This window comes from Streptomyces sp. NBC_00663, from assembly GCF_036226885.1.
Lineage (GTDB): Bacteria > Actinomycetota > Actinomycetes > Streptomycetales > Streptomycetaceae > Streptomyces.
The window spans coordinates 3,633,209-3,652,237 of the sequence record NZ_CP109027.1; the positions used below are offsets into that span (position 1 = coordinate 3,633,209).

20 protein-coding genes and 1 pseudogene are annotated in these 19,029 nt (G+C 70.6%); 14 read left to right on the forward strand and 7 right to left on the reverse strand.

The window, feature by feature from the left end:
* The first annotated feature begins 6 nt into the window (after positions 1 to 6).
* From deoC to OG866_RS16380, 3 genes are read left to right on the forward strand one after another with little or no spacing between them, the layout of a single operon-like run.
* On the forward strand, positions 7 to 972 hold the full coding sequence (gene deoC / locus OG866_RS16370; protein ID WP_329335422.1) for a deoxyribose-phosphate aldolase: 966 nt from the start codon (positions 7 to 9) through the stop codon (positions 970 to 972).
* 5 nt (positions 973 to 977) lie between these two features.
* Positions 978 to 2,414 (forward strand): aldehyde dehydrogenase family protein, encoded by a 1,437-nt coding sequence (locus tag OG866_RS16375; protein WP_329335425.1) that lies wholly within the window; start codon positions 978 to 980, stop codon positions 2,412 to 2,414.
* Complete coding sequence (locus OG866_RS16380; RefSeq protein ID WP_329335427.1) at positions 2,407 to 3,315, forward strand: aldehyde dehydrogenase family protein; 909 nt, start codon at positions 2,407 to 2,409, stop codon at positions 3,313 to 3,315. The genes OG866_RS16375 and OG866_RS16380 overlap by 8 nt, the downstream gene beginning before the upstream one ends.
* A gap of 71 nt (positions 3,316 to 3,386) precedes the next feature.
* On the opposite strand, the gene OG866_RS16385 is transcribed toward OG866_RS16380, so the two are convergent.
* The gene (locus OG866_RS16385) at positions 3,387 to 3,794 is read right to left on the reverse strand and encodes a hypothetical protein (protein WP_329335428.1); all 408 of its coding nucleotides are present in this window, start codon (positions 3,792 to 3,794) and stop codon (positions 3,387 to 3,389) included.
* Between the two features lie 60 nt (positions 3,795 to 3,854).
* On the opposite strand from OG866_RS16385, the gene OG866_RS16390 reads away from it, so the two are divergent.
* Both OG866_RS16390 and OG866_RS16395 read left to right on the forward strand, forming a co-directional pair.
* Positions 3,855 to 4,562, forward strand: coding sequence for a uridine kinase family protein (locus tag OG866_RS16390; RefSeq protein ID WP_329335430.1), 708 nt, complete (start codon positions 3,855 to 3,857; stop codon positions 4,560 to 4,562).
* A 31-nt stretch (positions 4,563 to 4,593) separates the two neighbouring features.
* Positions 4,594 to 4,923, forward strand: a complete 330-nt coding sequence (locus tag OG866_RS16395; protein ID WP_329335432.1) for a DUF6281 family protein — start codon at positions 4,594 to 4,596, stop codon at positions 4,921 to 4,923.
* Positions 4,924 to 5,070: 147 nt separating this feature from the next.
* Here OG866_RS16395 and OG866_RS16400 read toward each other — a convergent pair whose 3' ends face one another.
* Complete coding sequence (locus OG866_RS16400) at positions 5,071 to 5,814, reverse strand: SigE family RNA polymerase sigma factor (RefSeq protein ID WP_329335433.1); 744 nt, start codon at positions 5,812 to 5,814, stop codon at positions 5,071 to 5,073.
* Positions 5,815 to 6,058: 244 nt separating this feature from the next.
* Here OG866_RS16400 and afsQ1 point away from each other — a divergent pair, with 244 nt between their 5' ends.
* From afsQ1 to OG866_RS16425, 5 genes are all read left to right on the forward strand, one after another.
* Complete coding sequence (gene afsQ1, locus OG866_RS16405) at positions 6,059 to 6,736, forward strand: two-component system response regulator AfsQ1 (protein ID WP_055611283.1); 678 nt, start codon at positions 6,059 to 6,061, stop codon at positions 6,734 to 6,736.
* Positions 6,733 to 8,283, forward strand: coding sequence for a HAMP domain-containing sensor histidine kinase (locus tag OG866_RS16410; protein WP_329335435.1), 1,551 nt, complete (start codon positions 6,733 to 6,735; stop codon positions 8,281 to 8,283). Before afsQ1 ends, OG866_RS16410 begins: the two co-directional genes overlap by 4 nt.
* Positions 8,280 to 8,882, forward strand: a complete 603-nt coding sequence (locus OG866_RS16415; protein ID WP_329335437.1) for a hypothetical protein — start codon at positions 8,280 to 8,282, stop codon at positions 8,880 to 8,882. Before OG866_RS16410 ends, OG866_RS16415 begins: the two co-directional genes overlap by 4 nt.
* 104 nt (positions 8,883 to 8,986) lie before the next feature.
* Positions 8,987 to 9,523, forward strand: coding sequence for a VanZ family protein (locus tag OG866_RS16420; protein WP_329335439.1), 537 nt, complete (start codon positions 8,987 to 8,989; stop codon positions 9,521 to 9,523).
* 104 nt (positions 9,524 to 9,627) lie between these two features.
* Positions 9,628 to 9,837 (forward strand): PspC domain-containing protein, encoded by a 210-nt coding sequence (locus OG866_RS16425; protein WP_059193179.1) that lies wholly within the window; start codon positions 9,628 to 9,630, stop codon positions 9,835 to 9,837.
* 85 nt (positions 9,838 to 9,922) lie between these two features.
* On the opposite strand, the gene OG866_RS16430 is transcribed toward OG866_RS16425, so the two are convergent.
* Together OG866_RS16430 and OG866_RS16435 are read right to left on the reverse strand one after the other, a co-directional pair.
* Positions 9,923 to 10,282, reverse strand: coding sequence for an ATP-binding protein (locus OG866_RS16430; RefSeq protein ID WP_329335443.1), 360 nt, complete (start codon positions 10,280 to 10,282; stop codon positions 9,923 to 9,925).
* Between the two features lie 140 nt (positions 10,283 to 10,422).
* Entirely contained in the window at positions 10,423 to 11,586 is a 1,164-nt protein-coding gene (locus tag OG866_RS16435) for an adenosine deaminase (protein ID WP_329335445.1), read from the reverse strand.
* 113 nt (positions 11,587 to 11,699) lie between these two features.
* Between OG866_RS16435 and OG866_RS16440 the strand changes: the two genes are divergently transcribed.
* Positions 11,700 to 12,461 (forward strand): prolyl oligopeptidase family serine peptidase, encoded by a 762-nt coding sequence (locus OG866_RS16440; RefSeq protein WP_329335447.1) that lies wholly within the window; start codon positions 11,700 to 11,702, stop codon positions 12,459 to 12,461.
* Between the two features lie 69 nt (positions 12,462 to 12,530).
* On the opposite strand, the gene OG866_RS16445 is transcribed toward OG866_RS16440, so the two are convergent.
* The gene (locus OG866_RS16445) at positions 12,531 to 13,493 is read right to left on the reverse strand and encodes a LysR family transcriptional regulator (RefSeq protein ID WP_329335448.1); all 963 of its coding nucleotides are present in this window, start codon (positions 13,491 to 13,493) and stop codon (positions 12,531 to 12,533) included.
* A gap of 63 nt (positions 13,494 to 13,556) precedes the next feature.
* On the opposite strand from OG866_RS16445, the gene OG866_RS16450 reads away from it, so the two are divergent.
* Together OG866_RS16450 and OG866_RS16455 are read left to right on the forward strand one after the other, a co-directional pair.
* Positions 13,557 to 14,825, forward strand: coding sequence for an MFS transporter (locus OG866_RS16450; RefSeq protein WP_329335449.1), 1,269 nt, complete (start codon positions 13,557 to 13,559; stop codon positions 14,823 to 14,825).
* Between the two features lie 375 nt (positions 14,826 to 15,200).
* Positions 15,201 to 16,223, forward strand: coding sequence for a sigma-70 family RNA polymerase sigma factor (locus OG866_RS16455; RefSeq protein WP_329335451.1), 1,023 nt, complete (start codon positions 15,201 to 15,203; stop codon positions 16,221 to 16,223).
* A gap of 30 nt (positions 16,224 to 16,253) precedes the next feature.
* Here the strand turns inward: OG866_RS16455 and OG866_RS16460 are convergent.
* Positions 16,254 to 16,589 (reverse strand): annotated as a pseudogene (locus OG866_RS16460) (hypothetical protein); the annotation flags it as partial.
* A 51-nt stretch (positions 16,590 to 16,640) separates the two neighbouring features.
* On the opposite strand from OG866_RS16460, the gene OG866_RS16465 reads away from it, so the two are divergent.
* Complete coding sequence (locus OG866_RS16465; RefSeq protein WP_329335452.1) at positions 16,641 to 17,561, forward strand: AEC family transporter; 921 nt, start codon at positions 16,641 to 16,643, stop codon at positions 17,559 to 17,561.
* 154 nt (positions 17,562 to 17,715) lie between these two features.
* On the opposite strand, the gene OG866_RS16470 is transcribed toward OG866_RS16465, so the two are convergent.
* The gene (locus OG866_RS16470; RefSeq protein ID WP_329335454.1) at positions 17,716 to 18,993 is read right to left on the reverse strand and encodes a thymidine phosphorylase; all 1,278 of its coding nucleotides are present in this window, start codon (positions 18,991 to 18,993) and stop codon (positions 17,716 to 17,718) included.
* Positions 18,994 to 19,029 lie beyond the last annotated feature (36 nt).

Consider the following 19,029-nt stretch of genomic DNA (forward strand, 5'->3'; position numbering starts at 1 on the left):
CGTCTGGTGACCATGCCCACCACTGCATCTCCCGCACACGCTCTTACGGATGTGACCGCGTCCGACAGCACGCTGCGTCGCTTCCTCCACGGGCTGCCCGGCGTCGACGCGGTCGGCCTGGAGGCGCGCGCCGCGTCCCTCGGCACCCGTTCCATCAAGACCACCGCGAAGGCGTACGCCATCGACCTCGCCATCTCGATGGTCGACCTGACGACGCTGGAAGGCGCGGACACCCCGGGCAAGGTCCGGGCGCTCGGCGCCAAGGCGGTCCGCCCCGACCCGACCGACCGGACGACCCCCGCGACCGCGGCCGTCTGCGTCTATCCCGACATGGTGGCCGCCGCCAAGGAGGCCGTCGCCGGCTCGACCGTGAAGGTCGCCTCGGTCGCCACCGCCTTCCCGGCGGGCCGCGCGGCCCTGGAGGTGAAGCTCGCCGATGTGCGCGACGCGGTCGCCGCGGGCGCCGACGAGATCGACATGGTCATCGACCGCGGGGCGTTCCTCGCGGGCCACTACATGAAGGTGTACGACGAGATCGTCGCCGTGAAGGAGGCCTGCGGGACCAGCGCCCGTCTGAAGGTCATCTTCGAGACCGGGGAGCTGTCGACGTACGACAACATCCGGCGGGCGAGCTGGCTCGGCATGCTGGCCGGCGCCGACTTCATCAAGACGTCCACCGGCAAGGTCGCGGTGAACGCGACCCCCGCGAACACCCTGTTGATGCTGGAAGCCGTACGGGACTTCCGTGCGCAGACCGGCGTCCAGATCGGCGTGAAGCCGGCCGGCGGCATCAGGACGACCAAGGACGCCGTGAAGTTTCTCGTGCTGGTCAACGAGACCGTCGGCGAGGACTGGCTGGACAACCACTGGTTCCGCTTCGGCGCGTCCTCGCTCCTGAACGACCTGCTGATGCAGCGTCAGAAGCTGGCCACCGGCCGCTACTCCGGCCCCGACTACGTGACGGTGGACTGATCCACATGGCATCTGCATTCGAGTACGCACCGGCACCCGAGTCCCGCTCGGTCGTCGACATCGCGCCCTCCTACGGCCTGTTCATCGACGGCGAGTTCGTGGAGGCGGCCGACGGCAAGGTCTTCAAGACCGTCTCGCCGTCCACCGAGGAGGTCCTGTCGGAGATCGCCCAGGCGGGCGAGGCGGACGTGGACCGCGCGGTGAAGGCCGCCCGCAAGGCCTTCGAGAAGTGGTCGGCGCTGCCCGGCTCCGAGCGCGCCAAGTACCTGTTCCGCATCGCCCGGATCATCCAGGAGCGCAGCCGCGAGCTGGCCGTCCTGGAGACCCTGGACAACGGCAAACCCATCAAGGAGACGAGGGACGCCGACCTCCCCCTCGTGGCCGCGCACTTCTTCTACTACGCGGGCTGGGCGGACAAGCTCGACCACGCCGGTTTCGGCGCGAGTCCGCGTCCCCTCGGCGTCGCGGGCCAGGTCATCCCCTGGAACTTCCCGCTCCTGATGCTGGCGTGGAAGATCGCCCCGGCCCTCGCCACCGGCAACACGGTCGTCCTGAAGCCGGCGGAGACCACGCCCCTCTCGGCACTCTTCTTCGCGGACATCTGCCGCCAGGCGGGCCTGCCCAAGGGCGTCGTCAACATCCTTCCGGGATACGGCGACACGGGCGCCGCGCTGGTGGCGCACCCCGACGTCAACAAGGTCGCCTTCACCGGCTCCACGGCCGTCGGCAAGCAGATCGCCCGCACGGTCGCGGGTACGTCGAAGAAGCTGACCCTGGAACTGGGCGGCAAGGGCGCCAACATCGTCTTCGACGACGCCCCGATCGACCAGGCGGTGGAGGGGATCGTCAGCGGCATCTTCTTCAACCAGGGCCAGGTCTGCTGCGCGGGCAGCCGCCTCCTCGTCCAGGAGTCGATCCAGGACGAGCTGCTGGACTCCCTCAAGCGCCGTCTGTCCACGCTCCGTCTCGGCGACCCGCTGGACAAGAACACGGACATCGGCGCGATCAACTCCGAGGAGCAGCTGACCCGTATCACCTCGCTCGTCGAGCAGGGTGAGGCGGAGGGCGGCGAGCGCTGGTCGCCGGCCTGCGAACTGCCCACCTCCGGCTACTGGTTCGCCCCGACGCTGTTCACGAACGTCACCCAGGCGCACACCATCGCGCGGGACGAGATCTTCGGCCCGGTGCTGTCGGTGCTGACCTTCCGTACCCCCGACGAGGCGGTGGCGAAGGCCAACAACAGCCAGTACGGCCTCTCCGCCGGCATCTGGACGGAGAAGGGCTCGCGGATCCTCGCCGTGGCCAACAAGCTCCGCGCGGGCGTCATCTGGTCCAACACGTTCAACAAGTTCGATCCGACCTCGCCGTTCGGCGGTTACAAGGAGTCGGGCTTCGGCCGCGAGGGCGGCCGCCACGGCCTGGAGGCGTACCTCGATGTCTGACAAGTCCGAGCAGCAGCGTCTGAGCGTCTTCAAGACCTACAAGCTGTACGTCGGCGGGAAGTTCCCGCGTTCCGAGAGCGGCCGGGTGTACGAGGTGACCGACTCCAAGGGCAACTGGCTGGCCAACGCGCCGCTTTCGTCCCGCAAGGACGCCCGTGACGCGGTGGTCGCCGCCCGCAAGGCGTTCGGCGGCTGGGCGGGCGCGACCGCCTACAACCGCGGTCAGATCCTGTACCGCGTCGCGGAGATGCTGGAGGGCCGCAAGGCGCAGTTCGTGCGCGAAGTGGCCGACGCCGAGGGGCTGTCGAAGTCCAAGGCGGCCGACCAGGTCGACGCGGCGATCGACCGCTGGGTCTGGTACGCGGGCTGGACCGACAAGATCGCCCAGGTGATCGGCGGCGCCAACCCGGTGGCGGGCCCGTACTTCAACCTCTCCTCGCCCGAGCCGACGGGTGTCGTCACCGTGCTGGCCCCGCAGGAGTCGTCCTTCCTCGGCCTGGTCTCGGTCGTCGCCCCGGTCATCGCGACCGGCAACACGGCGATCGTCATCGCGTCCGAGAAGGCCCCGTTGCCCGCCCTGTCCCTGGGTGAGGTGCTGGCCACCTCCGACCTGCCGGGCGGCGTGGTCAACGTCCTGTCCGGCCGTACGGCGGAGATCGCGACGCCGCTCGCCGCGCACCAGGACGTCAACGCGATCGATCTCGCCGGCGCCGGCGAGATCGACGGCCTGGCGAAGGAGCTGGAGATCGCGGCGGCGGACAACCTGAAGCGGGTTCTCCGTCCACAGCCTGTGGACGACTGGGCCGCCGTACCCGGGATCGACCGCATGACGGCGTTCCTGGAGACGAAGACGGTCTGGCACCCCACGGGTTCGCTGGGCGCGTCGGGTTCGTCCTACTGACGACGGACCGCTGAGACCGGAGAGCCGCGCCTCCCCTCCGTCCAGGGGCGGCGCGGCTCTCTGCTGCCTCCTCAGCCGTTGCCGAGCAGGCCGGTGACCTGTCCGACCACCGGCATGCTGCCGATCGACTGGGCCTGCGCCACCGGCGCCGTGAGCATCTGCGAGGTCATGGGCTGGAAGTCGGCGATCTGCGTACCGAGACCGTTGTCGAGGGGGTCGACGCCGGTGCCGGCAAGGGGGTTGGGCTTGAGGCCCGCGACCGGACCGGTGACATAGCCGACCGTGTTCGTGAGGCTCTGGAGGCCGGCCTGCGGGTCGATCCGGCCCAGCGAGGTGGGGCGGGTGTGCACCAGTTCGTCGACCGGCTGGGTGTCCGCGGCGGCCGACGCGGCGCCTGCGCCCAGGGCCACGCCCGCGGTCGCGAGGGCGGCCAGCGCGCGCTGGGCGGTGGGGGTGGAGGAGGACGCGTGTCGGGCCATTGCTGCTGCCACCTTCGGCTTGCACAGGGTAATGAGGTCGACACGAAGGGTAGTTGACGTGTGACGCACGCTTCAAAGCCGACCCGCGGGGTCGTTGAACAGCAGGTGAATGCCGCACACTGGTGTCCCGTGAGTTCCCCTTCGTCCATACCGACGCGAGTCGTGCTGCTCTGCGGCCCCTCCGGCTCCGGCAAGTCCCTTCTCGCGGCCCGCTCCGGCCTTCCGGTGCTGCGCCTCGACGACTTCTACAAGGAGGGCGACGACCCGACGCTGCCGCTGGTGGCGGGGAGCTCCGACATCGACTGGGACCACCCGCAGTCCTGGGACGCGGAGGCGGCGGTCGCGGCCATCACCGAGCTGTGCCGCACGGGCCGTACGGACGTCCCGCAGTACGACATCTCGCTGAGCGCCATCACCGGCGCGGAGACCGTCGACATCGGCCGGACCCCGCTGTTCATCGCGGAGGGCATCTTCGCCGCCGAGATCGTCACCCGCTGCCGGGAGGTCGGTGTCCTCGCCGACGCGCTCTGCCTGAGCCGGGGTGCCGTGCAGACGTTCCGGCGCCGCTTCCTACGGGACCTCAAGGAGGGCCGCAAGTCGGTGCCGTTCCTGCTGCGCCGAGGCTGGCGGCTGATGCGCCTGGAGCGCACGATCGTCTCCCGTCAGACCGCCCTGGGCGCCCACGCCTGCGACAAGGACGAGGCGCTGGGCCGGCTGGCGGCAGCGGCGGCGGGACGCCGTCCGGCGGCTTCGACGCGGGCGAGCTGAACGTCTTCGGGGCCTCCGCCGTCGTAGGACCATGACGACGATCAGATGCGGAGCACTGCTGGTGACGGCCGCGATGCTGGCCCTGGCCGGATGCACGGAGTCGGGCGGCGGCTCGGCCTCCTGCTCGGGGCTGGTGACCTATGACGGGCGGGGCTATCTGCCCACCGAGAAGTCCGACTTCACCATCGGCGAGCGGCTGGGCACGGCCACGGTCGAGGCCTGCGACGACACCGGGGACGGCGTGGACAACGGCTCCGCCGAGCGCCGGACGGGCGTCTACGCCATCGAGGGCGTGGACCCCGCCGCGCGTGTCGCCGTGGGGGACACCCCCGCCGAGGCGGCTCCCATGGCGGCCCGCTGACCACACACCGAAGCGGGACTGGACGGACCCCCCGGCCCTCCAGCCCCGCTCCTTGGTGCTCCCCCGTGCAACCCCCCGGTTACCGCTCCCCCGTGTTACCGCGCCACCCCGCTACCGCTCCCCCGTGGTGGCGCTTCCCCCCCACCCTCAGGCGACAAGCTCCCCGAAGGCGTTCTCCTCGTCACGGTCGTGGCTGAGGACCTCGTCCTCGCGCAGCCGGCGGAGCGACCGCCAGATGCTGCTCTTGACCGTGCCGACACTGATGTCGAGGATCTCGGCGATCTCCGGGTCGGTGCGGCCCTCGTAGTAGCGGAGGACCAGCATCGTGCGCTGGAGTTCGGGCAGCCGGGCCAGCGCCTGCCACAGGACCGCGCGCAGTTCGGTGCCGCGCATCGCGTCCGTGTCGCCGGGCGTCTCCGGCAGTTCCTCGGTCGGGTACTCGTTCAGCTTGCGGCGGCGCCACGCGCTGATGTGCAGATTCGTCATGGTGCGGCGGAGGTAGCCCCCGACCGCGGCCTTGTCACTGATCCGGTCCCAGGCCTTGTACGTCGAGAACAGCGCGCTCTGGAGCAGGTCCTCGGCCTCGAAGCGGTCACCGGTGAGGTGGTAGGCGGTTGCGTACAGGGAGGCGCGGCGCTCCTGGACGTAGGCGGTGAACTCCGCCTCCGACAGTGAACAGCGCTCCCCCGAGCCTTCCCTGTACGCGGCTCCCCCGTGTGTTTCCCCCGTGAAACCGTCAACCACCGTCATGTACGCGGTGTGCTGACGCCCGGCGCCGCGAGCGCACCCCCGCCCGCTCACGGCACCGGACTTCTCGGAACCCCGGCCCCCGTTCACGTCGTGCAGACGCGTGATCACTGCGCTGGTGCTGTTGCTGTGCAGCGTGTTCATCTCGCGCCCCCCGTCGTGGACTTCCGGTGTTCGGCTTGTTGCGTGGTGCTTGGTGCGTCTTGCTTCCTTGCCTGTGCCGAGAAGCTTGCCCTCGCACCTTCATGGCCGTGTCCGCCGACTGTCACAGACCTGTCACAGGGGCTTGTCTCAGGAATCGCACAGGCCGATCACCGAGAGCAGCGGTATGTGCACGTACCCGTACAGGTGTCGAAACCCCACCCCACCATGGGCCAGAATGAGCCCCGTGCCTTCCCTGTTGCTGATCGAGGACGACGACGCCATCCGTACGGCCCTGGAGCTGTCTCTGACGCGCCAGGGTCACCGGGTTGCCACGGCTGCCACCGGTGAGGACGGTCTGAAGCTGCTGCGCGAGCAGCGGCCGGACCTGATCGTGCTGGATGTGATGCTGCCCGGCATCGACGGGTTCGAGGTGTGCCGGCGCATCCGGCGCACGGACCAGTTGCCGATCATTTTGCTGACCGCGCGCAGTGACGACATCGACGTCGTGGTCGGACTGGAGTCCGGCGCCGACGACTATGTCGTCAAACCCGTGCAGGGACGGGTGCTCGACGCCCGTATCCGTGCCGTGCTGCGGCGCGGTGAGCGCGAGGCCAACGACGCGGCGACCTTCGGCAGTCTGGTCATCGACCGTGCCGCCATGACCGTCACCAAGAACGGCGAGGACCTTCAGCTCACGCCGACCGAGCTGCGGCTGCTCCTGGAGCTCAGCCGGCGGCCCGGTCAGGCGCTCTCCCGGCAGCAACTCCTGCGCCTGGTCTGGGAACACGACTACCTCGGTGACTCGCGGCTCGTCGACGCGTGTGTGCAGCGACTGCGCGCCAAGGTCGAGGACGTGCCGTCCTCCCCGACCCTGATCCGTACGGTCCGTGGCGTCGGCTACCGGCTGGACTCGCCTCAGTGAGAGAACCGCAAGGGGGGGTCCGCGGCTGGGCCGCGGCTCGCAAGGGACATCTGTCGCGGCTGCGTTTCACCAGTCTGCGGCTCCGGCTCGTCGTCGTCTTCGGTCTCGTCGCGCTCACCGCCGCCGTGTCCGCGTCCGGCATCGCGTACTGGCTCAACCGCGAGGCCGTCCTCACCCGCACCCAGGACGCGGTGCTGCGGGACTTCCAGCAGGAGATGCAGAACCGCGCGGGCCTGCTGCGCGCCCGTCCGGAACAGTACGAACTCCAGCGCACCGCCCGGGAGATGGCGACCAGCAGCCAGCGCTTCAGCGTGCTGCTCGTCGCACAGAACGCGGCAGGCGAGGACGTCTCCGCCAACTCCGGTGCCCTGAACGGCTTCTCGCTCCAGGACGTGCCCAAGTCGCTGCGTACGGCGGTGGGCGAGGAGCAGAAGGTCGACTCCAACAACAAGTACGCGTACCACCTCTACTGGCAGCGGGTGGTGGAGGACGGCACCCCGTATCTCGTGGCCGGTACGAAGGTCATCAACGGCGGCACCACCGGGTACATGCTGAAGTCCCTGGAGCCGGAGGCGAAGGACCTCAACTCGCTGGCCTGGTCGCTCGGTATCGCCACCGGACTCGCGCTGATCGGCTCGGCGCTGCTCGCGCAGGCCGCCGCCACGACCGTACTGAAGCCGGTGCACCGTCTCGGTGTCGCCGCCCGGCGGCTCGGCGAGGGCAAGCTGGACACCCGGCTCAGGGTCTCCGGGACCGATGAACTCGCTGATCTGTCACGGACGTTCAACGACGCGGCCGAGGCGCTGGAGAAACGGGTCGACGACATGGCCGCGCGGGACGACGCGTCCCGGCGGTTCGTGGCGGACATGAGCCATGAGCTGCGGACGCCGCTCACCGCGATCACCGCCGTGACGGAGATCCTGGAGGAGGAGCTGGAGGCGGAGTCGGGGTCGATGGACCCGATGATCGAGCCCGCGGTGCGGCTGGTCGTCAGCGAGACGCGACGCCTCAACGACCTCGTCGAGAACCTCATGGAGGTCACCCGCTTCGACGCGGGCACCGCCCGTCTGGTCCTCGACGACGTCGACGTGGCCGACCAGATCACCGCCTGTATCGACGCCCGGGCCTGGCTGGACGCGGTCGACCTGGACGCCGAGCGCGGCATCCACGTCCGGCTCGACCCGCGCCGGCTCGACGTCATCCTCGCCAACCTCATCGGCAACGCCCTCAAGCACGGCGGCTCGCCGGTGAAGGTGTCGGTGCGGATGGCGGACCACGAGGTCGTCATCGAGGTGCGCGACCACGGGCCCGGCATTCCCGAGGACGTCCTGCCGCACGTCTTCGACCGCTTCTACAAGGCGAGCGCCTCCCGCCCCCGCTCCGAGGGCAGCGGACTCGGCCTCTCCATCGCCCTGGAGAACGCCCACATCCACGGCGGCGAGATCACCGCCGCCAACTCCCCCGAGGGCGGCGCGGTGTTCACCCTGCGCCTGCCCAGGGACGCGTCGGAACTGGCGCGGGAGGGCGAGGAGAAGAAGAACTCATGAGCGTACGACGACTCCTCGCGCTGCCGGTGCTGGCCGCGCTGCTCACCGGGTGCGGCATCCGGGCCACCGAGGTGCCGACGGACTTCGGCCCGGCCCCGTCCCGGGTGGCCTGTTCCGCCTCCTCGCCGGACATCTCGACACAGTCCTCGCGCGGGCTGCCCGTGCAGGTGTTCCTGCTGTGCGGTTCGTCGCTGGTGGCCGTCGACCGGACGGTGAGCGTCGAGGACGGTACGCCGGACTCGCGGCGCCGGGTCCAGGTCGCGCAGGAGCTGCTCAACCAGCTCGCGGCGGCGCCCTCGACCGCCGAGCGGGAGGCCGGGTACACCACCACGGTCCGCGACGGCATGACGGTGAGCGGGCCGCGCCCCGACGACCCCGAGGACACCCTGAGGCTCAGCTTCCCGCCGGACGCGCTCATGGATTCCGCCCTCGCCCAGATCGTCTGCACGTTCTCCGACTCGGCGGCGGCCGAGGGCGACGGCTCGGTCATCCTCGGCGGCCCGGACAAGGCCCCGCTGCGCGGCTACGAGTGCACGGACGACGTCCGTGCCGACCCCAACCACGAGAAGCCCCCGTCGTCGGAGGTCACGGGCGGCTGACGGCAGGGCGAGCGGCGGCCGGTGTACCCCTGTGGCGCACGCCTCACCCAGGCGCATCGGGGTGTTCCGGAACCGATCGCGCCGAGCCCGGCGTCTAGGGGGGCGTGCAGCGTCAAGGCTTCATCGGCGGCAACGCCGCGATCCGTGTCCGTGCGGCAGGAGGCGTCCTCCTCGCCGCACACCTCGCGTTCGTCGCCTGGTTCACGCTGCGTCCGCTGGACGTGCCCTGGGTGATGCCGCCCAATGTGACGCCGTTCGCGGGGATCCGGGCCGACCTGGCGCTGGGGTGGCCCGAGGCGGCCCGCCGGATCACCGAGGGGCTGGCACTGCTGGCCCCGCTCGGTGTCCTGCTCCCGACGGTCCACGGCAGGCTGTGGACCTCGACGCTGGGCTCCCTGATCCGTACTGCTCTCGCGGGCGCCCTGGTCTCCCTGGGCATCCTGCTGCTCCAGACCGGCGTGCCCGGCCGGGTCCCGGACGTGGACTCCCTGCTGCTGAACACGGCCGGCGTCGTCCTCGCCCACGTCGCCGTCGTGCCCGTGTCCCGCTCCTGGCTGCGCCGCGCTCGGGCCGCCGTCCCCCAGGAGGAAGCGGCTCAGGGTCGGACCCCGACGTTTCCCAGGGTCGGGATCGCACCGTAGAGCGACGCTTTGCCCCCTTCGTCTCCGTAGCGTTGATGGCAGATGAGGCGACCGGAGAGACCGGACGAGAAGCCTCGGACCCGACGCTCACGAAGGAGCAGCTGATGAACCGCCTCGCCCGCCCCACCCACGGCCGCATGATCGGCGGAGTGTGCGCCGCGCTGGCTCGGCGCTTCGGCACCTCGGCGACCACGATGCGGGTGATCTTCCTGCTCTCGTGCCTGCTGCCCGGCCCGCAGTTCCTGCTCTACATAGCCCTGTGGATCCTGTTCCCGTCCGAGGGCAAGGCCGACCGGACGCAGGCCGCCTGGTAACCACCCCCGCACACAGACGCCGGTGGGGCGCACCCCTGGAAGCAACGGGGTGCGCCCCACCGGCGCGTGCGAGGAGCAAGGGGGTTCAGCCGAGCGGCAGGCCGTTCAGGCCGGTGCCGCTGCCGCCGGGCAGAACCTTGCCGACCGGCAGACCGCCGAGCAGGCCCGCGACCGGCGCGGTCGGACCGTCGGCGAGCACCTTCTGGGCGGCCGGCTGCACGGCGGACAGACCCGCGGCAACGGCCGGCTGAGCCTGCGACAGGGCCTCACCGGCACCGGGCAGCGCCTGGGAGACGTTCTCCGCCGGGAGCGTCTTGGTGACGGTGTCCAGGGCCTGGGAGGCGTCCGGGACGGCCGGGGCGGCGCTGGCGGCACCCGCACCGGCGGCGGCGAAGGCGGCACCGAGGGCGGCGACACCGAGGGTCTTGGCAGCAGACTGCTTCATGAAATTGCGTCCTCGAAATGGGATGACGGGGGTGTGAGCGGTCCACGACCGTAAACATGCCGGGCCACCCGCCGCAAACATCGAAATGCGGACGGATTGTGAATACCCGTCCGCATTCTGATGCGCGCAATATCCCCCGATCAGCCCTCTTCCCCTACAGAACCGCTGGTGGAAGCGGTCTGCTGGAACAGCCATTCGGACTTCAGCTCGGCATATCCGGGCTTGATGACGTCATTGATCATCGCCAGTCGTTCATCGAAAGGAATGAACGCTGATTTCATCGCATTGACGGAGAACCACTGCATGTCGTCGAGCGTGTAGCCGAACGCCCCGACCAGGTGCTCGAATTCCCGGCTCATGCTGGTGCCGGACATCAGCCGGTTGTCGGTGTTCACAGTGGCCCGGAAGTGCAGCCGCCGCAGCAGCCCGATGGGATGCTCGGCATAGGAGGCGGCGGCCCCGGTCTGGAGGTTGGAGCTCGGGCACAGCTCCAGCGGGATCCGCTTGTCGCGGACGTACGAGGCGAGCCGGCCGAGCTTCACACTCCCGTCGTCCCGCACCTCGATGTCGTCGATGATCCGCACCCCGTGCCCGAGCCGGTCGGCGCCGCACCACTGGAGCGCCTGCCAGATCGACGGCAGCCCGAAAGCCTCGCCGGCGTGGATGGTGAAGTGGTTGTTCTCCCGCTTGAGGTACTCGAAGGCGTCGAGGTGCCGGGTGGGCGGGAACCCGGCCTCGGCGCCCGCGATGTCGAAGCCGACGACGCCCAAGTCGCGGTAGCGGTTGGCGAGTTCGGCGATCTCCAGAGCGCGGGCGGCGTGCCGCATGGCGGTCAGGAGGGCGCCGACGCGGATGCGGTACCCGTCCTCCCGGGCCCGCCGCTCGCCTTCCCGGAAGCCCTCGTTGACCGCCTCGACGACCTCTTCGAGGGTCAGCCCCTTCTCCAGGTGCTGCTCGGGCGCGTACCGCACCTCGGCGTAGACGACACCGTCCGCGGCGAGGTCCTCGGCGCACTCGGCGGCGACCCGCACCAGCGCGTCCCGGGTCTGCATCACACCGACGGTGTGCGAGAAGGTCTCCAAGTACCGTTCCAGTGAACCGGAGTCGGCGGCCTCACGGAACCAGATGCCGAGCTTGTCGGCGTCGTGCTCGGGGAGCCCGCCGTACCCGGTCTCCCGGGCGAGCTCGACGATCGTGCCGGGACGCAGCCCGCCGTCGAGGTGATCGTGCAGCAGAACCTTGGGTGCCCGGCGGATCTGGTCCGAGCTCGGGGTCTTCCCCATCCGGTCAGTCTGGCTCGTCATTTCCGCACTCTAACTCCTACGCGCGTAGATCGCGCGATGTACAACACCGCTGATATGTAACGGTGACCGCCCCGACAGGTGGCGTACACCCTTGCTTCTGACACTGTTCTGTCATGGCACAGCATTCGACGCCGGTTCGCGCGGCCCGGCTGGGGCGGGCACCGGGTCCGGAACCGACGGCGGTGAGCGGGGTGGTGCTGCTGCTCCCCGGCGGCGAGGAGACCTCCGAACGCAGACCCTCCCCCATGCTGGCGAACGCCTCCGTCCGCGCCCTCGGCCGCCGGCTGACCCGCGCGGGCCGCGAGGACGGTCTGGCCACGCATGTCGTCCACTACCGCTTCCGCGGCTGGAACGGCTCGGAGGCCCATCTGGCGCAGGACGCGGCCTGGGCCGCGGACGAGGTCGTACGACGCTACGGCGATGTCTCCGTGTGCCTCGCCGGGGTCGGCATGGGCGGGCGGGCGGCGATCCACGCGGGCGGCCATGAAGCCGTCAACTCAGTGGTGGCGCTGGCTCCTTGGCTGCCGGAGGAGGATGTGGCCGCGTCCCTTGAACCGGTGAAGCAGCTCGTGGGGCGGCGGGTGCTGGTCGTGCACGGCACGCATGACGAACGTACGGACCCGGAGTTGTCGTTCCGCCTCGCGGCGCGGGCGAAGAAGGCGAACCGGGATGTGTGCCGGTTCGAAGTGCACGCCGATGGGCACGGGTTGCGGCAGTACCGGGACGAAGTGCTGGCGCTGGCCGAGGATTTCGTGATGGGGGCGCTGTTCGGGAGGCCGTTGTCGCGTCCCGTTGAGGATGCGTTGGCCGCTCCGCCGCCGTTGGGGTTGCGGATGCCGTTGGCTTCTGGGTTCGGGCGGTCTTTGCGGCGGTAGGTGCGAGCCGGTTCAGGTTGTGTTCGGGGTGCGGGTACGTGGGGGCTGGTCGCGCAGTTCCCCGCGCCCCTAGGTGGGTAGCAGATTCCCCCTTCTTGAGAGCAGGAACTTCTTGAAGGCGGCTACTGGGGGCGTGTCCGGGTGGCCGTCCAGCCATGCCACGCCGATTTCCCGTGCCGCCCTCGGAGCCGTGACCGTCAGTTCCGCCACCCCCGGGCGGGCCACCGCCGGCGGCGGGAGTAGCGCCACTCCCAGGCCCGCCGCCACCAGGCCCCTCAGCGTTTCCGCTTCCTCCCCCTCGAAGGCGACCCTTGGGCGGAAGCCCGCCTCCTTGCAGAGGTCGTCGGTGATTCTGCGGAGGCCATAGCCCGGCTCCAGGGTGACGAAGGTTTCGTCGGCGGCCTCGGCCAGGCGGACCCGCTTGCGCGAGGCCAGGGGGTGGTCGGCGGGCACCACCAGGCGGAGTTTCTGCTCGTCGAGGCGGCGGGCGACGAGGTCCGGGGCGTCGGGGACCGGGGAGGTGAGGCAGAGGTCCAGCTCGCCGGCCCTGAGCCGTTCGATCATCGCCTCGCCGTAGTTCTGGACGAGGCTGAAGCGGACGCGGGGGTGGTCGGCGCGGAAGGCGCGGATCAGGCCGGGGACCGTCTCCGAACCCATGGTGTGCAGGAAGCCGAAGGCGACCTTGCCGGTGGCCGGGTCCGCGTCGGCGCGGACCTCCTCGGCGGCGCGGTCGATCTCGGCGAGGGCGCGTTCGACGTGCTGGAGGAAGGCGCGGCCGGACGGGGTGAGGGAGACCGTGCGGCCGATGCGGGCGAACAGGTCGACGCCCAGGTCCTGTTCGAGGCGGACCATCGCGCGCGAGAGCGTGGACTGGGGGACGTTCATCTCCTGGGCGGCCCGGGTGACGTGCTCGGTGCGGGCGACCCCGGCGAAGTAGGCGAGCCGCGGGGCCAGCAGCAGCGACATCTCGGTCATGTCTTCTGTGTCACCGGACGGTGACAGACGGGGCTGTGAGCTGGGTTGATGCACCATGGGAACGATTATGGCGAGTTCATGCATTGGACGCATCAACGCAGGTGGTCGTAGCTTCGAGTCATGCCTGCCAGTACCGAGGCGTCCACCACCCGCGTGGGCGCCGACCCCGTCGTTCCTGTCGTCGACTCCCGTATGTCCCCGGGCGGCCCCGGCTACCGCCGGATGAGCTTCGCCCTCTTCCTCGCCGGTGTCGCGACCTTCGCCCTCCTCTACTCCACGCAGGCCCTGCTGCCGCTGATCTCCGACGAGTTCGGGGTGGCGGCGAGCGACGCCAGCTGGACGGTGGCGGCGGCCACGGGCGGGCTCGCGCTCTTCGTCCTCCCGATGAGTGCCCTGTCCGAGCGGTTCGGACGGCGTACGGTCATGACGGCCTCGCTGGCGGTGGCGGTGACGGTCGGTCTGCTGGTCCCTCTCGCGCCCTCGCTGCCGGCGCTGGTCGTGCTGCGAGCCGTACAGGGCGCGGCGCTGGCCGGGCTGCCCGCCTCCGCGACCGCCTACCTGGCGGAGGAGGTCCGGCCCAAGGCGCTGATCACGGCCATCGGTCTGTTCGTCGCGGGCAACAGTGTCGGCGGGATGAGCGGCCGGGTCATCACCGGGTGGGTGGCCCAGGAGTGGGGCTGGCGGGTCGCGCTGGGCGTCATCGGGGTGATCGCCGTCGGGTGCGCGGTGGCGTTCCGGCTGCTGCTTCCGGCGCCGAAGCACTTCGTCGCCGGGTCGCTGCGGCCGGGGGTGCTGCTGGGCACGGTCCGCGGCCACCTCGCGAACCCGCTGCTGCGTCGGCTGTACGCGATCGGCGCGCTGTTCATGACCGTCTTCGGCGGCGTGTACACGGTGATCGGCTACCAGCTGACGGAGGCGCCGTTCGGGCTTCCGCAGGGTGTCATCGGCTCGATCTTCCTGATCTACCTGGTGGGCACGGTCTCGGCGTCGACGGCCGGCCGGCTGGTGGGGCGCCTCGGCCGCCGGGGCGCGCTGTACGCGGCGGGCGCGACGACGACGGCGGGCCTGGTCCTGTCGCTGGCCGACTCCCTCGTCCTGGTCCTGCTGGGCCTGGTCCTGATCACGGGCGGCTTCTTCGCGGGGCACGCGGTGGCGTCCTCGGCGGTGAGCAAGACGGCGACGGAGGGCCGCGCCCAGGCGTCGGCGCTCTACCAGTCCGCCTACTACATCGGCTCCAGCGCGGGCAGCACGGTGGGCGCGCTCGCCTTCCACGCGGGCGGCTGGGCCGGAACGGTGGGCGTCGGTCTGCTGGCGGTCTTCGGCGTGGTCGCGATCACGCTCCTCGGTACGCGTGCGGCTCGGGTGCAGCAGCGGCTCCTGACGGCCTGAGCCGCACGTCCCGCTCCCCCCTGTCTTCCCCCTGGTCGAGGTCGGTCGGCCAGGGGGATGGCTTTTTCTCGCCCCCGCCGCCCTTACCCGTTCCCATCCCCAGGGGGCGCCGCCCCCTGGACCCCCGCTCCTCAAACGCCGGAGGGGCTGAGAAACCCAGCCCGTCCGGCGTTTGAGGACGAGGCCCCTTCAGGGCCGAAGCGGGGGTCTGGGGGCGGCAGCCCCCAGGGATGGGAACGGGTAAGGGCGGCGGGGGCGAAAATGCTCTGAACTGCATGTTCGCCTACTTCGCGCGCCATTGTCAGTGCCCTGCGATAGCTTCCAAGTACTGGGCGCAAAGGCGCGACGCAGAACGGCCACAGGGGTGGGTGGACGATGACGGACACGACGACGGCGGACCTCGACGTCAGGCTGGAAAAACACCGGATCGAGCTGACCGGGTACTGCTATCGCATGCTCGGCTCCTCCTTCGAGGCCGAGGACGCGGTGCAGGACACGATGGTCCGGGCCTGGCGGAGCTACGAGAAGTTCGAGGGCCGGTCGAGTCTGCGCTCGTGGCTGTATCGAATCGCGACCAACGTCTGCCTGGACATGCTGTCCGCGGGCAACAAACGGGCCCGGCCCATGGACCTCAGCGAGCCGACCCCCCTCGCCCAGGCCGCCCTCTCCCCCCGCCCCGACCACACCTGGCTGGAGCCGATGCCGGACGCCCGCATCCTGCCCACCGTCGAGGACCCGGCGGAGGCGGCCGTCGCCAAGGAGTCCGTGCGCCTCGCCTTCATGGCCGCCCTACAGCAACTCCCGCCCAAGCAGCGCGCGGTGCTGATCCTGCGCGAGGTGCTGGCGTGGAAGGCCAGCGAGGTCGCCGAGCTGCTCGGCACCTCGGTCGCGTCGGTGAACAGCGCCCTCCAGCGGGCCCGAGCCACCCTCGCCGAGCGGGACGGTCAGCACGGCGCGGAGGCCACCGTCTCCGACCCGTTGGACGACGAGCAGCAGAAGCTCCTGGACCGCTATGTGGCGGCGTTCGAGGGGTACGACATGACGGCGCTGACGGCGTTGCTGCACGAGGACGCCATCATGACGATGCCGCCGTTCGACCTGTGGCTGACGGGCCACGACGACATCACGGGCTTCATGACCACACTGGGCTCGGCCTGCGAGGGCTCCCGGCTGATGCCGGTCCAGGTCAACGGTCTGCCGGGCTTCGCGCAGTACAAGCCGGACCCCGAGGAGGGCGGCTGGACCCCCTGGGCGGTGCAGGTGCTGGAGATCTCAGACGGCCGGCTCACCGGGTTCCACTTCTTCCTCGACACCCAGCGGTGGTTCCCGCTGTTCGGCCTCCCCCTCCATCTCGACGCTCTCGAAGCGGAGTCCGACCAGGTCGAGAAGGGCGTGTAGGGCCGGGTCGGGATCGCGGAGCCTGATCCGTCCCCCGGCCCGCCGGGCGGTGAGCTGTAGCCGGGCGAGGAGGTCGACGACGCCGAGCCCCGGCGGGCCCAGCCCACCGACGTCACAGACCACGACCCCGGCCCCGGTGGCCTCCAGCAGCCTTCGCACGTCGTCGCACAGCCCCGCCACCTCGTCCCGGGTGACGGGGCGGGCGAGCACGAGTACGGCGGGTGTCATGGCAGCGTCCACGAGCGGTAGACCGGAGGGCAGGGCGGAACTCATCGCGCGGGCCGAGCTCACCGGCCGGTCTCGCCGACCAGGATCACATTGACCTGCGGCCCTTCTGCCCCAGAGGGTTAGGTGCATGCCCCACATATCGGCACCGCCCTGGATCCCGCACGCCCTTCTCACCGGTGAGGAGGCTCCGTGCAGGGAGTGCTGACGGGCTTCGCCGTGATCGCGGTCGTGATCGGCGTCGGCTATGTCATCGGTCTGCGCGGCTACTTGGGCGACCAGGGCCGTGAGGTCCTGACCAAGCTCGCCTTCCATGTCGCGTCCCCCGCCCTGCTGTTCACCACGCTGGCCAAGGCCGACCTGTCGGTGGTCTTCTCCAGCCGCCTGCTGGTGACGGCGCTCAGCACGGCAGCGGCGGCGGGGGTGTTCCTCGCGGTGGGTGTGGCGCGAGGGTGGGGTGTGGGCCGTACGACCATCGGCGCCCTGTGCTCCAGTTACGTCAACTCCGGGAACCTGGGCATCCCGATCGCGGTGTATGTCCTCGGGGACGCCTCGCTGGTGGCGCCGGTGCTGCTGTTCCAGCTGGTACTCGTCTCGCCGATCGCGGTGACGGTCCTCGATCTGTCCGGAGACGGTGACAAGGGGCCGCTGTGGCGTCGTCTGCTGACGCCGCTGCGCAATCCGATCGCCGTGGGTTCCCTCGCGGGCGTGCTGGCGGCGGCGACCGGTGTGCACGTGCCGAGTCCGGTGATGGACCCGCTGACCCTGATCGGCGGCATGTCCGTCCCTGCGGTCCTGCTCGCCTTCGGCATCTCCCTGTGCGGCTCCACGATGCCGGGCAAGGGCCCCGACCGCGTCCCGGTCCTGCTGTCGGTCGCCCTGAAGTCGTTCGGCCAGCCCGCGCTCGCCTGGGCGCTCGCGGCCGGCGTCTTCGGCCTGCGCGGCCACCAACTCCTCGACGTCGTGGTCACGTCGGCGCTCCCGGCGGCCCAGAACCTCTACACGTACGCGTCCCAGTACGGGGTGGGAGAGCGGCTGGCCCGGGACTCGATCCTCGTGTCGACGGTGTTGTCGGTGCCGGTGCTGGTGGTGGTGGCGGCGTTGCTCGGCTGACCCATGTCTCCGGGACTTCACTGGTGCCGATGACCAGCTCGAAGGGCGCCGGAACGGTGATCCCAGCACGCCGAACGGGACCGGTGGTGGTCCACCGGTCCCGTTCGCCCGAATGAGGGCTGCGTCCTTCAGCGGCCTCCGGCCGCGGGACAGGTCAGGCGATGCGTTCCAGCACCACCGGCGACGCCGTGAAGTCCGTACCCGCGGCGGCGATGTCGTAGGAACCCTCGACCGCCTGGAGGGCGTACTCGAAGCGCTCCGGGGTGTCCGTGTGCAGGGTCAGCAGGGGCTGGCCCTCGGTGACCGTGTCGCCGGGCTTGGCGTGCATCTCGATGCCCGCGCCCGCCTGCACCGGGTCCTCCTTGCGGGCGCGGCCCGCGCCGAGGCGCCAGGCGGCGACGCCGATGTCGTACGCGTCGAGGCGGGTCAGGACGCCGGCGGCGCCCGCCTTGATGACGTGCTGCTCCTTGGCCACCGGCAGCTCGGCGTCCGGGTCGCCGCCCTGGGCCGCGATCATCCGGCGCCAGACGTCCATCGCGGAGCCGTCGGCCAGCGCCTTCGCCGGGTCGGCGTCGCGGACGCCCGCCGCGTCCAGCATCTCCTTCGCGAGGGCGATCGTCAGCTCGACCACGTCCGCCGGGCCGCCGCCCGCCAGGACCTCCACCGACTCGCGGACCTCCAGCGCGTTGCCCGCGGTGAGGCCGAGCGGCGTCGACATGTCCGTCAGGAGCGCCACCGTCTTCACGCCGTGGTCCGTGCCCAGGCCGACCATCGTCGAGGCCAGCTCGCGCGCGTCCTCGATGGTCTTCATGAAGGCGCCGGAGCCGACCTTCACGTCCAGGACGAGGGAGCCGGTGCCCTCGGCGATCTTCTTGGACATGATCGACGAGGCGATGAGGGGGATCGCCTCGACGGTGCCGGTGACGTCCCGCAGGGCGTACAGCTTCTTGTCGGCGGGGGCCAGTCCGTCGCCCGCCGCGCAGATGACCGCGCCGGTGGTGTCGAGGACGTGCAGCATCTCCTCGTTGGAGAGCAGCGCGCGCCAGCCGGGGATCGACTCCAGCTTGTCCAGGGTGCCGCCGGTGTGGCCGAGGCCGCGGCCGGAGAGCTGGGGCACGGCCGCGCCGCAGGCCGCCACCAGGGGCGCGAGCGGCAGCGTGATCTTGTCGCCGACGCCGCCCGTGGAGTGCTTGTCCGCGGTCGGCAGGGAGAGCGACGAGAAGTCCATGCGCTCGCCGGACGCGATCATCGCGGCGGTCCAGCGGGAGATCTCGCGGCGGTTCATGCCGTTGAGGAGGATGGCCATGTTCAGCGCGGCCATCTGGTAGTCGGCGACCTCGCCGCGGGTGTACGCGTCGATGACCCAGTCGATCTGCTCGTCGCTGAACTCACCGCGGTCCCGCTTGGTGCGGATGACGGAGATGGCGTCCATGGCCATGGCTTTCCTTCCGGACGTACAGAGAAATCG